Annotated in this window: 18 protein-coding genes; 6 read left to right on the top strand and 12 right to left on the bottom strand. The window is 66.5% G+C overall.

All coding sequences use genetic code 11. The features are described 5' to 3' along the window. Positions 1-18: 18 nt before the first annotated feature. Positions 19-672 (bottom strand): HAD family hydrolase, encoded by a 654-nt coding sequence (locus AC6I6S_RS03450; RefSeq protein WP_497948334.1) that lies wholly within the window; start codon positions 670-672, stop codon positions 19-21. A gap of 168 nt (positions 673-840) precedes the next feature. Here AC6I6S_RS03450 and AC6I6S_RS03445 point away from each other — a divergent pair, with 168 nt between their 5' ends. Continuing rightward, positions 841-1,359, top strand: a complete 519-nt coding sequence (locus tag AC6I6S_RS03445; protein ID WP_497948333.1) for a DUF6735 family protein — start codon at positions 841-843, stop codon at positions 1,357-1,359. Between the two features lie 9 nt (positions 1,360-1,368). On the opposite strand, the gene AC6I6S_RS03440 is transcribed toward AC6I6S_RS03445, so the two are convergent. Both AC6I6S_RS03440 and AC6I6S_RS03435 read right to left on the bottom strand, forming a co-directional pair. Next, positions 1,369-3,153 (bottom strand): MutS-related protein, encoded by a 1,785-nt coding sequence (locus AC6I6S_RS03440; RefSeq protein WP_497948332.1) that lies wholly within the window; start codon positions 3,151-3,153, stop codon positions 1,369-1,371. A gap of 529 nt (positions 3,154-3,682) precedes the next feature. Beyond that, the gene (locus AC6I6S_RS03435; RefSeq protein ID WP_497948331.1) at positions 3,683-3,922 is read right to left on the bottom strand and encodes a glutaredoxin family protein; all 240 of its coding nucleotides are present in this window, start codon (positions 3,920-3,922) and stop codon (positions 3,683-3,685) included. 506 nt (positions 3,923-4,428) lie between these two features. Between AC6I6S_RS03435 and AC6I6S_RS03430 the strand changes: the two genes are divergently transcribed. Next, positions 4,429-4,644, top strand: a complete 216-nt coding sequence (locus tag AC6I6S_RS03430; RefSeq protein WP_497948330.1) for a hypothetical protein — start codon at positions 4,429-4,431, stop codon at positions 4,642-4,644. Positions 4,645-4,754: 110 nt separating this feature from the next. Here AC6I6S_RS03430 and gvpM read toward each other — a convergent pair whose 3' ends face one another. Genes gvpM through AC6I6S_RS03390 form a run of 8 tightly spaced genes read right to left on the bottom strand, consistent with a single transcriptional unit; the run spans position 4,755 to position 9,101 of the window. Further along, positions 4,755-5,033, bottom strand: coding sequence for a gas vesicle protein GvpM (gene gvpM / locus AC6I6S_RS03425; RefSeq protein WP_497948329.1), 279 nt, complete (start codon positions 5,031-5,033; stop codon positions 4,755-4,757). A 3-nt stretch (positions 5,034-5,036) separates the two neighbouring features. After that, the gene (gvpL, locus tag AC6I6S_RS03420) at positions 5,037-5,927 is read right to left on the bottom strand and encodes a gas vesicle protein GvpL (protein ID WP_497948328.1); all 891 of its coding nucleotides are present in this window, start codon (positions 5,925-5,927) and stop codon (positions 5,037-5,039) included. Continuing rightward, entirely contained in the window at positions 5,924-6,268 is a 345-nt protein-coding gene (locus tag AC6I6S_RS03415; protein ID WP_497948327.1) for a gas vesicle protein K, read from the bottom strand. The genes gvpL and AC6I6S_RS03415 overlap by 4 nt, the downstream gene beginning before the upstream one ends. Further along, complete coding sequence (gvpJ, locus tag AC6I6S_RS03410; protein ID WP_497948326.1) at positions 6,255-6,791, bottom strand: gas vesicle protein GvpJ; 537 nt, start codon at positions 6,789-6,791, stop codon at positions 6,255-6,257. Before gvpJ ends, AC6I6S_RS03415 begins: the two co-directional genes overlap by 14 nt. Further along, positions 6,784-7,686 carry a hypothetical protein gene (locus AC6I6S_RS03405; RefSeq protein ID WP_497948325.1) on the bottom strand — a complete coding sequence of 301 codons (903 nt, stop codon included), beginning with the start codon at positions 7,684-7,686 and terminating at the stop codon, positions 6,784-6,786. Before AC6I6S_RS03405 ends, gvpJ begins: the two co-directional genes overlap by 8 nt. After that, a complete protein-coding gene (locus AC6I6S_RS03400; RefSeq protein WP_497948324.1) occupies positions 7,679-8,224 on the bottom strand; it encodes an Hsp20/alpha crystallin family protein in 546 nt (181 codons plus the stop codon). Before AC6I6S_RS03400 ends, AC6I6S_RS03405 begins: the two co-directional genes overlap by 8 nt. Further along, positions 8,224-8,478: a gas vesicle protein GvpF gene (gene gvpF / locus AC6I6S_RS03395; protein WP_497948323.1), complete on the bottom strand. Its 255-nt coding sequence runs from the start codon at positions 8,476-8,478 to the stop codon at positions 8,224-8,226. The genes AC6I6S_RS03400 and gvpF overlap by 1 nt, the downstream gene beginning before the upstream one ends. Continuing rightward, positions 8,478-9,101, bottom strand: a complete 624-nt coding sequence (locus tag AC6I6S_RS03390; RefSeq protein WP_497948322.1) for a GvpL/GvpF family gas vesicle protein — start codon at positions 9,099-9,101, stop codon at positions 8,478-8,480. Before AC6I6S_RS03390 ends, gvpF begins: the two co-directional genes overlap by 1 nt. Positions 9,102-9,402: 301 nt before the next feature. Between AC6I6S_RS03390 and gvpA the strand changes: the two genes are divergently transcribed. From gvpA to AC6I6S_RS03370, 4 genes are read left to right on the top strand one after another with little or no spacing between them, the layout of a single operon-like run. Further along, positions 9,403-9,690: a gas vesicle protein GvpA gene (gvpA, locus tag AC6I6S_RS03385; RefSeq protein ID WP_497948321.1), complete on the top strand. Its 288-nt coding sequence runs from the start codon at positions 9,403-9,405 to the stop codon at positions 9,688-9,690. Positions 9,691-9,698: 8 nt separating this feature from the next. After that, the gene (gvpN, locus tag AC6I6S_RS03380) at positions 9,699-10,742 is read left to right on the top strand and encodes a gas vesicle protein GvpN (RefSeq protein WP_497948320.1); all 1,044 of its coding nucleotides are present in this window, start codon (positions 9,699-9,701) and stop codon (positions 10,740-10,742) included. Between the two features lie 2 nt (positions 10,743-10,744). Continuing rightward, positions 10,745-11,239 (top strand): gas vesicle protein GvpO, halophile-type, encoded by a 495-nt coding sequence (gene gvpO, locus AC6I6S_RS03375; protein WP_497948319.1) that lies wholly within the window; start codon positions 10,745-10,747, stop codon positions 11,237-11,239. A 54-nt stretch (positions 11,240-11,293) separates the two neighbouring features. Further along, entirely contained in the window at positions 11,294-11,674 is a 381-nt protein-coding gene (locus AC6I6S_RS03370; protein ID WP_497948318.1) for a CHY zinc finger protein, read from the top strand. A gap of 13 nt (positions 11,675-11,687) precedes the next feature. On the opposite strand, the gene AC6I6S_RS03365 is transcribed toward AC6I6S_RS03370, so the two are convergent. After that, positions 11,688-13,643 (bottom strand): helix-turn-helix domain-containing protein, encoded by a 1,956-nt coding sequence (locus tag AC6I6S_RS03365; protein ID WP_497948317.1) that lies wholly within the window; start codon positions 13,641-13,643, stop codon positions 11,688-11,690. Positions 13,644-13,687 lie beyond the last annotated feature (44 nt).

Here is a 13,687-nt window from a genome sequence, read left to right as displayed (position 1 = left end):
CGAGCGGGAGACGTCTGGCTACAGCTCCAGCAGACCCTCGAGGCTCTCGATCTCGTGGTCCGGCTCGACGTCGTAGCTCTCGAGGTCGTAGTCGATCCGGTGTTCCCGCCGGATGAACGCCGAGTCGATCCCCAGCGCGTCGGCGACGGCGATGTCGACCCAGCTATCGCCGACGTACAGCGGCTCCTGGACGCCCATCTCCTCGATCGTCCGCTCGAGGTAGTACGGCGTCGGCTTCTTGCGCTCGATCCCCTCGAGTGTCGGCTCGCGGCCGTACCAGGGGTCGAACCCCGCGAGATCGAAGTGGTCGACGATGTTCTCGATCGTCTCGTGCTGGTTGTTGCTCACGATCGCCCGAGGCGGGGACAGCGCGTCGAGACTCGAAACGTCGTCGTACAGCGTCTTTCGCCCCTCCTCGAGCTCCGTGAGCTGGGCGTCGATCGCGGCCCGTTCGCGGGCCTCCCAGAGTCGCGGGGGCTCGACACCGCACTCGGCAGCGAGGTCGCGCAGCCCGGCGACGTCCGGACGCAACAGCGCCTCGAGATGCTCGTCAGTCGGTGCGGAGACGCCGACATCGGCGTAGGCGGTTTCCATCGCTCGTTCCAGCGCTGCGTACTCCGTCGGCGTCGTCAACACGCCGTCGTTGTCGAAGACGACTGCATCGTATCGCATTCATCCACGAGTACGCACGGGAGGGGTTTCCGCGTTGTGCCTCCGAAGCCGTCGACTGGGCCGCACGTTCAAGTAGGAACCCGCGGCGAGTCCGGGTCATGTACCAGACCGATTCCCACGTCGCTTCGCACCGGCCCCTCGAGTACGCCCGGCGATTTCGATCGGACGATGGGTCATAGAGCGCTCGTCGCCTATCGTCGTCCCGACGGACGCTACGACCTCCGGTACAGCCACTGGGGGGCCGATCGGTTCGCCCTCGCGTGGCGACTCACCGCGTCGACCCCCCTCGCCCGCGGCGTCGTGGATCCGGAACTGCTCGCCGACGCCGTCCCCGCGGACGCGCTGCTCGCCGACCATCTGGATCCACGAACCTACGAGGCGCTGTATCTCGTCTCCCCCGACTTCGACGTCCGGTCGTATCTCGTCGCCTCCCTCGAGTTGCACACCGTCTCCGAACCCCATCCTCGGCGACCCCGCGGCGTCGTCATCGAAGTTCGCCCCGGAACGCCCGAACGCGACCTGCGGCACTGGCTTCGCGCGACCACGGCGGTCCTCGCGGACGCCGTCGACGCCGGACTCCTCGCGAGCGGCGACGCCAGATCCTACCTCGAGAACCGCGTCCGCGACGAGTTGAACGGCTACTGCTACACATATGATCCGCCAACACGGGAGAACGAACCCCGGTGACGACCGCGATCAGTCGCTCCAGCGGGCGTCGGCGAGGGTCCGCTGGACGACCTCGTGACCCACCGCCTCCGCGAGCGTCTCGAACCCCGCCCGCTCGCCTCGGTCGGTCGCGTCGGCCAGCAGCCGCGAGACGATGAACTCCGGCGTCGACCGCCCAACCGTCTCGAAGCGGGGCTGGTAGTCGACGAGCAACTCGAGTTCCGGACTCAACCCCTCAGCGAAGATGCCGTCGACCCGCGCCTCGGGCGGGAGCGGTTCGAGGTCGTCCGCGAGGTGGGTAACGAACACGCCCAGTGCCTCCCGGTCGACGGTCAGCCTCACGAGTCCGTGGAGCAGGTCGGCCGCGCTGCCGGGTTCGGTGATCGCCTCGAACTCGTCGACCAGCATCAGCGTCCGTCCCCCGTCGGCAAGCGGCGGTACGATCGAACGCAGCGTCGACTCGAGCACCCCCGCGTTGAAACTCGCGTGCCGGCGGTGGAAGACCAGCGCGTCGACGGGCGTCACCTCAGCCGAGCGGGCGGGCACCGGGAGTCCCATCGTCGCGAGCAGCACGATCTGGCAGAGCGTCTCGAGCAGCGTCGTCTTCCCGCCGCTGTTGGCACCCGTCAACACGGCGACGCGCTCCTCGCCGGGCAGCGTCTCGAGATCGGCGTCTGCTCCGGAAACGGCTGCGCCGTCGACGGCGTGATCGCCCAGCGCGTAGGTGACCGGCTGAACCGACTCCCCCTCTCTGGCGGCGATCACGAGATTGCGCGCGTCGACGACGGAGACGGCGGCCTCCTCGCTCTCGAGAAACGTCGGCCGCGTGCAGTCGTAGGCCCTCGCAAACCGGGCCAGCGAGAGGTGGAGCGCGATGTCGTCGACCGCGGTCACCGCCCCCTGGACGGCCTCGTCCGTCTCCTCGAGCGTCGCCTCGAACTCGGCCGCGACCGTCTCCTCGCGCTCGTCGACCGCTTCGGTGAGCCCGGTTCGCAGGTTCCTGAGCGTCCCGCCGACGAAGTCCGTCGCGTCGGCCGCGTCGGTCGGCATCGCGTCCCGGACCTGCTCGACGGTCACGCGGCTCTCCGACAGCACGTGGTCCTCGAACGCCTCGCGGAACTGATCCGTGTCCCGAACCCCGTCCGAGCGGAGTTCCTCGATCACGGCGAGGGCGTTCGCGTCCATGTCCTCGACCACTCCCAGGGCCTCCCGCAGGCGGTCGAGTTCGTCGTCGGCCCCCTCGCGGACGCGGCCCCCCTCGAGCGCCGACAGCGCGCCGGCGGCGGCCTCGAGAGCCTCCCGCTCGAGGGCCGCGATGGCTTCGAACGGGCCGTCGTCGACGTCGGCCTCGAGCAAGGCCAGTGCGGCTTCGACTGCGGCGCGTTCGCTCCCGTCCCGTTCGTCGTAGCGGTCGTACGCCGCGAGAACAGCCGCTCTATCGTCGTCGTCGAGAGCGACCCAGGCGTCTCTGGTCGCCAGCACGGCGTCGAGTCGGTCTTCCATCGCGGCGCGGGTCGTCAGCGGGGTCAGAACCCGGATCCGGTCGGCTGCTCGCTCGGTTACCGCGTGGTTGACCGCCAGATCGAGCAGCTCTTTATACGCCGACCTGGCGTCGCTCGTTGCCAGCAGTTCCATCCCCGCGCCGCCGGTCGCCCGGCGCAGGATTCGCGTCGCTCGCCCGCGAGGGACGCCGGCATCCGACAGCGCTCTGACGTCGCCGCTCTCGATGGCTGCCGCCGCCCGCTCCGCCCCGAGTTGGTCGACGAGCGTCTCGCGCGTCTTCGGCCCCACACCCCAGTACTCCTCGAGTCGCATACCCCCAGGTTCGAAGCCAGCGGCTTGAAGACTGCGGCCTCGGCGGGAGGAACTGTAGCCGACCGGCTGGACGGTGTAACTAGGGTAGTACGGCCGGTGACGTCGCTGTGCACTGGTGCGGAAACCGGGGCGGGGGCGGGAGCCCGCCCTGGCGTGAGAGACATGAGCTAACTCGAAGCGGGGGCGAGTCCACTTCCGAGCAATCCGGGCACGAACGCACGGCAAACGGCCGGTAGCGCGTCGTGGTCGGGCCGGGCCCGTACCCGACGGGGCGTTGCGTCCCCGCAAGAAACACTCAGGGGTGACAACCCCTTTGTTATGGGGATACTGGCTCGGTGTTAGCGTCACGGAAACATCTGCAATGGTCGGCCCAACAGTCTATACGGCTATGCTACGCCGACAGTACGTTTTCGGACTCCCGAGGTAGGGCGTCGCTACGCCGGGCAATTCGGGTTTCGTCCGGCGGCGGCTCCCCGGGCGGTCCACTCTTCGATTGGCGACGGCTGCTCGGGCGCTCGTCCGGCGTCGATCAGACCAGCGTTCGCTCGACGTACTCGAGGATGTTCGCGGATTCGGCCATCGTGACGCCGCGGTCCTCGTCGACGAGGACGGGCACGCCTCGCTGCCCCGAGACGCGTTTGACCTCGTCTCGCTCCGAGTGGGGCGCGTCGACCCAGACGCTTTCGTACTCGACGTCGGCATCGGTGAGTTCGTCCGCGACGTCTTCACAGAACGGACAGCCCTCGAGTTCGTACAGGGTGATCGTCATCGTCGGAACGTTGGGCGGAGAGCGCAAAAGCGTCCGGGGTGCCGGCAGGACGCTCGGGGCAGTTATGCTCGCGCACCGGTGGGAAGCGATCGACCCCGAGAGAATCTGGTCTCGGTGATGCTTCCGCGACACTCGAAACCGCTCCGGGCGGTGGGACGGATCACTACTCAGTCTCGACAGGACCGCCATCCCGGGCGGAGCGCTTACATGGCGGTGGGCCGACCAACTGTTCGGCGAGAGAAGGCGGTGCATTCCGAGGCGGAGCGCGAACCGTTCCGACGTTTTTGGCGCTTAATCGGCACCTATCTCGGAAAACGGATCGGGCCTCTGTCGTGCGGTTATCCGGTTCGAATCGACCCTCCCGACGACTCCCGGTCCGTTCGGACGTGTTTCGATGGGTCACCGCTGATCGGCACCGACTACCGGTCCGTTAATTCAGTCATAGCGTCTCGGAGTGAGTGGTTACAAGCCGGATAACTACGTCCGGAGACGCCAACCGTTCGTGTATGATCGAATGCACCAACTGCGAAACCGCACAGTTCCTGCAGATCACCCAGAGCCGCGTCTACTTCGAGGACGGGGAGATGATCAACGAGATCAGCGAGCAGTACGAGTGTACGCTCTGTGACGGTGAAGGTCGCTACACGTACAGCGAGGGCGGCGAACGCACGAGCGTGACCGGCGACGTCCAGGTCACCAAGGAACGTCCGGAGTTCGCCTGACTGCCCGCCCCCACCTGTGGGGGCACGGCTCCTCGGTAGTCTTCCCTTTCAGCGACACGCGATGGATCGCCCCGAACGGCTTCGCAGTTCCTCGGTTCTTCGATCGCTTCTCACCGGCTACTCGAGCCCTCGGCCGACTCGACGCGCCGCCGCTCGCGGTGGCCGTACTGTCGTCTCGCAGTCGCGGCCGCCCGCCGCTCGGTATCCCACTCCTCGAACAGTCCGTAGTCGGTCATCGTCTCCATTCCAGCGATCGCCGCGGTTAGCTTGAGACCGACGAGCGGGATATCCGCGACGGAAATGATGACGTCCGCCCGGAGGACCGCCCCGTCTCGCAGAACCACGTCAAGCAGGTCGACCAGTTCGTCGTCTCCCTTGCTCGGCTCCATCGGTCAGCGCTCACCCCCGGAGCCGCGGCCTCGCCTCGCCTCCCGCTCGCCACCCTCGTCGCCGAACGATGGGGCGAACGTGTACGGCGGCCACGGACCGGTAAAGCGGACCTCGATGCCGGGTTCGGCAGCGACGTCGTCGAGCACCGAACCGACCGCGCCCTCCTCGCTCTCGGCGGCCAGCAGCGTGAGCCGACAGAGCGTCTCGCCGTCGCGCTCTCCCTCTCCGCCGAGGCTCTGGGCGGGCGATCGCTCGAGTTCGTGGACCTCTCTGGCATGGGCGGCCAGGCGCTCGTCGAGATCGCCGACCAGCTCCTGGCGTGTGGCCTCTCGAAGCTCCTCGAGCCGGCGGTCGTACTGTTTTTCGACCAGGAACGCGGTTCCCTCCGTCGAGTCGTCGATCCGCTGGCGAAGCTCCCGCAACTCCTCGTCGCGCTCGAGCAGGGTGCCCTCGTCGACGGGTTCGACGCGGACGACCTCGACGCGATACTCCCAGTGGTCGGCCAGCGACTCGAGCGCGCCCGCGACGGCGTCGTACTCCTCGCGGAGCCACTCGCGGACGGCGTCGTCGTCGCCGCGGAGAATCGTATCGAACTGGAACGGCAGCGGCGTGCCGAACGCCTCGCCGGCGTCGTCGACGACCGACTGGTGGCGGACGAGCCAGCGGCGAACCTCGGTGAGATCGGCCGAGTCGTAGACGTCGTCGCAGTCGTGGACCACCGCGGCGACGTCGTCGACGACGATCGTGTAGACGGGTTCGTCGTCGATCCCCTCCGTCTCGAGGGCGGGTTCGCCCTCGGGGGCCTGCACCAGGCAGTAGATGTAGCGACCGTCGTCGATCTCCGGGGGGCCGTCCGCGCCGGCGGCCTCGTCTTGGGCAGGTTCCCGGCTCACTCGCCCTCACCTCCGAACACGGAGTAGCCCGGCTTGCGGTGGGCCTCGGGGTCGGCGTCGAGTCGCTCGATCGCGTCTGCGACCAGCCCGTCGAGGTCGCCCCGCAGGTCGTCGACGCCCTCCTCGATCCCCTCGTCGCGCTTGAGCGCCTCGAGTTCGGCCTCGATCGCCGCCAGCTGCTGGCCCATCCGCTCGATCTCCTCGTCGGTGAGGTTTCCCGACTCCATCCGGCGAACGGCCTCGCGCTCGAGGGCGTCGATGAGCAGTTCGATCACCGTGATGACGAGGGTGACGAGCCCCTCGCGGGCGTCCTCGCCCTCGCCGACGTCAATCGTCGCCATCCTCACCTCCGTTCTCAGTCGAGTCGGCGTCGGAGCCGTTCTCGTTTTCGTCGTCGCCGCTTTCCGTGCTCTCGCCTTCGTCGTCGCTAAGCAGGTTCGTCCCGCCTTCGACGGGTTCGTTCGGGCTCGGTCGTGCGCCCAGGCGCTCGGTGCCTCGGTCGCCGTCCTGGCTCCCGTCCTCGTCCTGGCTTTCGCCGCCGTCCGATTCTTCACTCTCGTCCTCGGCCGACACGTTCACCCCGCGGGTGGGATCGACCGGAATCTGTGGCCGCTCTTTCTCCGCGAGTTCCGGATCGCCGACCGCCTCGGCGACGCGCTCCATGTCGGTCCCCTCGGGGAACTCGAGGCCGTACTTCGCCGCCGTCTCGAAGGAGGCGATGGCCGCACGGACCTGGATGCCGAGCAGCTGGGTGTCGCCGATCGAGACGGCGATGTCGGCGTTGATGACGACGCCCTTGTCGAGCAGCATCTCGACGACGTCGGCGAGGTCGGACTTCTGACGACTGGGCTGGAACTCACTCATCGTCCCCACCTCCGCTCGCCGCCCGGCGCCTCTCTAACTCGCGCTTGAATCGGGGACCGTAGATCCGGTCGAAACCGGGCGCGGAGGAGTGACGAACCTGTTTCGGGACTGTCGAGTACCGACCCGCGTGACCCACGTCGTTGCGCTCGACAGGCACCGTCGACGCGGCCGTCGGGTTCCGGGAGTTCGTGCTCGTGTCCTGGCGGCGCATCTTCTCCCGGTTGAACTCGTAGAGCTCCTGGAACTTGCCGTGGGTCTGGATGAGCGCCTCGCGGAACTCGTCGATCCCATCCATCGCCTGGTGCTGGATCATCGTCTCGTACGGTTCGGTGTCCTCGCCGTCGATCCCGAATCCGCCCTCGCCGCCGAGGCCGTCGCCGACGTCCATCTCCACGTCGCCCTCGAGCATCTCGCCGTCCGTGTCGATCAGTTCGTCGTCATCGTCGTCGGTCACCGAATCGATCGCTTCTCCGACCAGACTGTCGTCTTCTTCGCCCTGGTCGACGGCGTCCTCGAGTTCGCGCTTTGCCTGCCACAGCTCCCGGACGTTCGCGGCGTCCCACAGCTCCTGGAGGTTGATCGCTCGGATCAGGTTGCGAAGCTGGACGACGTCGTCGGCCTCTCCTTCCGTGAGGGCGTCGGGAACCTCGCCGAGTTCGATCGCCTCGAGCAGCTCCGAGGCGTCGATCGCCTCCGGCAGTTCGGTGAGGTCGATGGCGTCGAGGACGTCCTCAACCTCGTCGGCGAGCTTCGCCATGAGGTCGACGTTGTCGAGAACCGCTTCGAGTTCGTCCTCGGCGAGCGCGTCGAGACTGTCGACGCCCTCGAGCGTCTCCTCGAGGTCGGTGAGCCCGTCCTCCGCTTCGTCTACCAGGGTTGCTAGTTGATCACTCATTGGTATCTGGGGTGACGCTAACGGTGAGTACGTCGTTGCGGATCGTCGCTGCCGCGTTCGACTCCGACCACGGAACGCGAACGCGCTCGAGTTCCCGTCCCTCCACGCCGATGACGAGCGTGTCGTCGTCGAACCCGACGGTTACGTCCCCGGGATCGACGCCGGCCAACTCGGCGGTCACGAGCAGTTCGTCCTCGTACGTTCGCGTGGAGACGTGCTCGCGCTGTCGGGAGACGCGGCGGCTTCGAGTCCGATCGGGGCCCGTGGGCCGTCTTCCCGGACCGCCTGTCTCTGAGCGACCGGCTGGTCGATCGCGGTCGATCAAGTCCTCGAGTCCGGATCGGATGGAGACGCTGTAGTCGATGCCCGTCCGCTCGGAGCGTGAAGACCGGTCCAGCCGTTCGAGTGCCGTTGTCAGCGTCGAGAGCCATCCGCCTGATTCTCCCGGCTGTCGACCGCGAAACCGGTCGTCGTCGGCGTGGTCGGCTGGCTGGTCATCTCGGTCGTCCGAATCGTCCGGTGGTAAATTATCTGTCATTACGTTTTCACCTCCACGCGACCGCTCGAGAGCTGTTCGTGGGCCTCCCGAGCGACCTCGAGTTCCGCCTCGAGTTCCTCCTTTTGGCGCTCGTACTCCGCCTGGGAGCGTTCGCCGAGTTCGTACAGCAACTGATTCTCCTTGAGTTCGTCCTCGAGCGCCCTCACGTCGTACATCTCGCTGAGCGCGATCGTGTGGAGCGCGTCGACGATACCGACGAACGGCCGGAACAGGAGGTCGTCGAGGATGAACATTACTGGGCTCCGATGTGGATGTCGACGAAACTGTACGGTGCGAACGGTCCGGTGTACTGAAACAGCAGACCGTCGTGTGACTCCTCGAGCTCGGCGACCGCCTCGTCGAACGCCTCCTGCTCGTCGTTGTCGACGAGGTACGAGCGGTTGAGCAGGAGCCGATCGCTGAACAGCCCGTTATCGACCGACCCCTCCGCCAGCGGCTCGAGCACTTCGTCGACTCGTTCCTCGATTGCCGACTCGTCGAGGTCGGCGTCCTCCTCGCGGACGATCTTGAGTCCGAGTTCGACGGTCCCCTCGATGTCGCGCAGAGTCCGCCTGAACGCGGGCTGGGCCCCGCGGAGGACGTTCTTCAGCGCGCGGTCGTTTTCGAATACCATCCCGAACTGCATCGGCACGATGGTCCGCCCGCCGTCGTAGGTCATGATCTCCCGAAGCACCTCGTCGTGGCGCTGTGCGTCCTCGTCGGTTTCCTCGGGCTCGGTGTTGTCGATGTCGGAGACGACGGCCGAGTAGCGCCGGTGAGAGATCGTGTACACCGTCTCCGCGCCGCCGACGGCGTCGGTGTCGAACTCGACGGGCGACCCCGTTTCGATGATTCCGTAGACGTACCGGTTGCTCATCGAGCGCTCACCCCGGCCCCTGGACGTTGGCTGATCACACGGACGCCTACCATGCGCGCGCGAATAAGTGAACCCCTTGCTGTAGAACGGCCGAGCGAGTGCCAGCGAGTTATGCTTTGCTTAACACGGCCTAATACCGTACTATTGACGCGGACGAACCACCCCTCCTATAATAGGACATCCGAGCGCAACCCCTCCGAAATACGGACAGTATCGGTGGCTGACGGTCGACATTCGTCTGCTTGCATCAGCAGCGTCAACGGTGATACGCCTTCGTCGTGGAGTTGGGAGTGCATCCACAATGTCACAGACACGCCAACGACCCGACTCCTCGAGTCTCGCAGAAGTGCTCGACCGTGTGCTCGACAAGGGCGTCGTTATCGACGTTTGGGCCCGCGTTTCCGTCGTCGGTATCGAACTCCTGACCGTCGAGGCGCGCGTCGTCGTCGCCTCCGTCGACACCTTCCTGCACTACGCAGAGGAGATATCGAAAATTGAGCAAGCCACGTCGGAGGGCGACCTCGAGGACCTCGAGGAACTCGAAGTCGAGACGCGACCCGAGTCCTCACCCAAGTCGGCCTCCGAATAGTCCAGTTCATGGTTGACGACTCGCGTGCACGCAAAGTGCGCGGTAGGAAGATCCGGGCGAGCCGCCAGCAGAAAGAACAGCGGTGGGCCCAGAAGCGCCAGCCGAAAAACGGCGACTCGAACGGCACCAGCCGAACGGGCGAGCCCAGCCGCCGGCAACGCGAGTCCGGCGGCGACACGCCGCTGTCCACGCCGGAGGAGGTCGCTCCCGAACCGTTCGTTACCACCGACGAGATCGAGTCGATTCAAGAGCGGATCACCGGCTGGCTCGAGGCCGATCAACCGGTTCACCTGATCGGTCCGACCGGCTGTGGGAAGACCGCACTCGCGCTCTCGGCCGCCGCCCAGCGCGGTCGCCCGGTCGTCTGGCTCAACGGCGACGAGTCCGTCGACACCGCCGCACTGGTCGGCGAACACGCCGGCGGCGAGCGCTACCGCGAGGACGACCAGTTCGTCAGCGGCGTCCGCAAACAGACCGAGGTCGTCCGCAAGCGCTGGGTCGACAACCCGCTGTCGGTTGCCGCACGCGAGGGCGCGACGCTCGTCTACAACGAGTTCTCGCGCAGCCAGCCAGTCGCCCACAACGTCCTGCTGTCGATGTTCGAGGAGGGCGTCCTCGAGCGACCGGGCAAAGGGGGTGAGAACCGACAGATCGACGTCCACCCCGAGTTTCGGGCGGTGCTGACGTCTAACGCCGTCGAGTACGCGGGCGTCCACCAGCCACAGGACGCCCTCCTCGATCGAGTGGTCGGCGTCCACGTCGACTTCTACGATCGCGAGACCGAACTCGAGATCGTCGCGGCGCACACCGGCCTCCCCGAGGAGGACGTCGAGACGGTCGTCGACGCGACCCGAACCCTGCGCGAGGAACTCGACGTCGTCGTCGGCACTCGTGTGGCGATCACGGCGGCAAAAGGGGTCGCCGTCTTCGGCGCTGATGAGACCGAGGAAGTCGACGTGCTGACGGACGTCTTCACCGACGTCCTTGCGCCGAAAGTTGCCGGCACGGGCGACCTGAACGACCTCCGTGAGGAAATCAACGACGCACTCTAACCATGGCCGAAGCCGATTCACAGTCAACCGAGCAGTGCAAGGCGCTCACCGGTTCCGGTGAGCGGTGTTCCCGACCCGCCCAGGAGGACGGGTTTTGCCACCAGCACGACGAGAGTGATCAAACAGTGAGCGAATCAGAAACAGAAGATCAGTCAGAGACCGAAACGGCCGAACAGACCGAAACGACGGACCCCGAAGACGTCGATACCGAAGACCTCGACGTCGACGACGAGCGAATCGAGGGGGTCCTGGCCGTTCGACAGACCGTCGAGGAGACCGCCGGGAAACTGATCGGCCACACGTTCGACGGGGTCAGCGAGATTTCGGCGATCGAAGACGGTTGGCGCGCAGTCGTCGAAGTCGTCGAGCGAACGGCCGTCCCCGACACGCAGGACATCATCGGCCGCTACGAGATCGAACTCGACGAGGACGCCGTCATCCAGGGCTATCGCCGCATCGACCGCTACCGCCGCGGTGACACTGCGGTCTTCGAGTGATCGGCCCGGAACCACGACGGAACTCCAAAGTGGACGGCAGCCATCCGTCCGCTCGTGAGAGACGTCGACGACAATCCCGTCTACGGCACCGATGTCGGCCCCGAAACGCGGTGCGCTCACTACCGTACCGACCGCGACGTCGTCGCGGTCAAATTCGGTTGCTGTGAATCGTACTACCCCTGTTTTCGCTGCCACGACGAGGTCGCCGACCACCCCCGATCTCCCTGGCCCCGCCACCGATTCGACGAACCGGCGGTTCTCTGTGGCGTCTGCGGCCTCGAGATGACCCCCGAAACGTACCTCGGACTCGGGACCGACGGCCCGACGAGCGCGGCGGACGGCTACGCCTGCCCGAACTGCGACGCGGCGTTCAACCCCGGCTGTCGCGCACACGCCCACCTGTACTTCGAGATCGTAAACGAGACGGAGTCCTGAGCTGAACCCCAGTTCAGTCGTCGGCGACGGGGGCGGTCGCGCCGGCGTCGGTCGACGGACCCTCGACCAGCGCCGCCTCGACCGCCGGAGCGAGTTCGTTGACGATCGCCCGACCGTCGCGCTCGCGGACGACCAGCCCCGACTCCTCGAGCGTCGCGAGATGGTGTGAAACGGTGCTGGGATCCCGATCTAACTCGTCCGCGAGTCGACCGTTGTGCGCCCGACCGATGTCCGCGAGCGCCTCCAGGACGCTTCGCTTCGCCGGTTCGGCGAGGGCGGCCTGCAGTTCGGTGTCGTCCGCGCCGGCCGGGAAGTACCGCCGCTTTCCGTGGACCTTCGTCGACGTGAGCAGTCCCTCTTCAGCGAGGACGCGGACGTGATGGCGAACCGTCGACAGCGAGACGTCGCTCCTCTCGCTCACTTCGGAGAGGTAACAGCCCGGGTGGTGCTGAATCGTCTCGAAGACCGCCCGCCGCCGGTCGTTCTCGAGCGGATCCGAGTCGTCGTACCGGCTGTACTTGAGGATCGGGATCAGTTCGAGCGGGAGTTTGCCCAGGAGTGACAGGAGAGTGCGCAGCCAGACCGGGCGGGCGGCGAGGCCCGCAGTGCCGGCCGCACCGCCGGCGGCCGCCCCCGCGCCCGCGCTGCTTGCGGCCGTCCCCGAAGCGGTGAGCACACCGAGGAGGCCGATGAGAACGGCGTCGGTGGCCGTCTTCCGGTCCTCGCCGCCAAACCCGGCCGTGCCGTCGAAGCGGTCGATCGAACTCGATTCGGTGTCGGCCTCCGGGCCGTCGTCCCCTTCACCCACCGTTTCGCCTCCGCTCGAGTCGTCCTCGCCGGTCGGGACAGCAGTGGGGTCTTCGCTCGAGTCGTCCGCCCTCGACTCGGTATCCGATTCCGTGAGTCCGTCGGCGATTTCGGCCGTCCCGGTTGCGGATTCGTTCGCCTCCGCAACCGTTCGAGTCACCGCGTTGGTCGTTCGGTTCGTGAGGCCGTCGGCGGCGTCGAGCGGCTCGCTCGTCGTGTCCTCGAGGGCGTCCGTACTGCCGGTGACCGTCTCGTCGGCCGTCGCCGTCGTTTCCGCCGTTACCGAATCGACGGCGTCCGTCGTGTCGTTCGTCGTGTCCTCGAGAGCCCCCGTCGTCTCGGTGACCGCATCGGTGGTTTCCGCCGTGGTTGTATCGACGGTTTCCGTTGTCGTCGCCGTCGTGTCGTCGACAGCCTCGGTCAGGTTTCCGATCGGCTCCTCGACTGCGGTTTCGTCGGTCGTTTCCTCGACGACAGTCGTGAGACTGTCCGTCGTGTTCTCGAGCGTATCCGTGGTGTCCTCGACGCCTCGGTCGGCTGTCTCGGTCGTGTTCTCGAGCGTGTCCGAACTCTCCGAGATCGTTTCGTCGACGGTGCCGGTGGTTTCGTTAGTTGTGTCTTCGACCGTGTCAGTAGTTTCGTCGGTCGGCTCCTCGATAGTGTCCGTGGTTCCGTCGGTTGTGTCCTCGACGGTGCCGGTGGTTTCGTCAGCCGCCTCTTCGGTCGTGTTCTCAAGATCGTCGGCCGTCTCCTCGACGGCATCACTGGTCTCTTCGACTGTGTTCTCGACGGTATCGGCCGTTTCGACGGTTGTCTCTTCGAGGTCGTCGGCTGTCTCATCAGCCGCGTCTTCGACGGTGTCGGTGGTTTCGTCGGTCGCGTTCTCGAGGCCGTCGCTCACGGTGTCGGTCGATTCGCTTTCGGGGTCCGTACTCTCGTTTGTACTATCATCGACGGTTTCGCCGGCCGAATCTGTGGCCGGGTCGGTCGCGTTCGATTCCTCCACCGCGTCATCCGACTCCGTAATATCCAGGTGGTCGTCACTGTCGCTCGAAACCGGGTCCAACGGGCCCGACAGCGTCGCCCCCGCGCCACCGGAGACGACCGCAAGGAGCAACAGGAGGACGGACAGAGACGACAGTATAGCGGTTGGGCGGCCCATATCCGACTACCCACGGGTTACTCGGTAGTGGTAATATGTCTTTT

The organism is Natrononativus sp. DTA114, from assembly GCF_059736515.1.
The sequence above is the reverse complement of the archived record's forward strand: the minus strand, read 5'-3'. Positions and strand labels throughout refer to the sequence as shown.